Source organism: Sulfolobus sp. B1 (assembly GCF_007050195.1).
Classification (GTDB): domain Archaea; phylum Thermoproteota; class Thermoprotei_A; order Sulfolobales; family Sulfolobaceae; genus Saccharolobus.
Map to the genome: position 1 here is coordinate 1 of NZ_QIMI01000353.1, position 602 is coordinate 602.

The following is a 602-nucleotide window of genomic DNA, read 5'->3' on the forward strand; positions in this document are numbered from 1 at the left end:
CTTCAAAGTGCCAGAATACTGCATCGCAGGAAAGAAAGTAAAAGAAACTCTTAATGCAATAATCAGTGACTTAGAGAAATGCCTTGGAAGAAAACCTACTCCTAAAGAACTTTACCAAGCAATAATGAAAAAAAAGAAATAATAAAATAGATTTTATCATTTAAGACTTACCCTTTATCCTCCCCAAGTATATGTTGCAGTATGAGTAGCCGTATGAGCAGAGGTAGTCATAGCTGTATGAGAAACTGCTGCCATACCAAAAAATACGCCACCTATTATCAATATAGCTATAGATATTCCTAGCAATATAACTCCAACTTTATTTATTCTCATTTAATTTTATTTCTGACACTACTTCTTTTAAATTTTTTCCTAATATTATTCTTTCAATTAAATACATGAATTGGGAAAAAATTTAATTAGTAACAAACCACTTGTTGCTTTATATGACACAAGTCTCAAGATTATCGTTAGTTTTAAGTATTATAGCAGGAATACTAAGCTTTGCCTGGGCTTTTGTTCATATACCGCTATACAATATATCTTTCCTACCTTTTGGAATAAGAGTGTTTTTCCTTGCCGACGGAGTTCTTGCAATTATA

Annotated in this window: 1 protein-coding gene and 1 pseudogene; one reads left to right on the forward strand and one right to left on the reverse strand. The window is 31.6% G+C overall.

What is annotated here, in order from left to right; translation table 11 throughout:
• Positions 1-142 (forward strand): annotated as a pseudogene (locus DMP16_RS11595) (YkgJ family cysteine cluster protein); the annotation flags it as partial.
• A gap of 32 nt (positions 143-174) precedes the next feature.
• Here DMP16_RS11595 and DMP16_RS11180 read toward each other — a convergent pair.
• Positions 175-333: a hypothetical protein gene (locus DMP16_RS11180; RefSeq protein WP_156770071.1), complete on the reverse strand. Its 159-nt coding sequence runs from the start codon at positions 331-333 to the stop codon at positions 175-177.
• Positions 334-602: the final 269 nt, after the last annotated feature.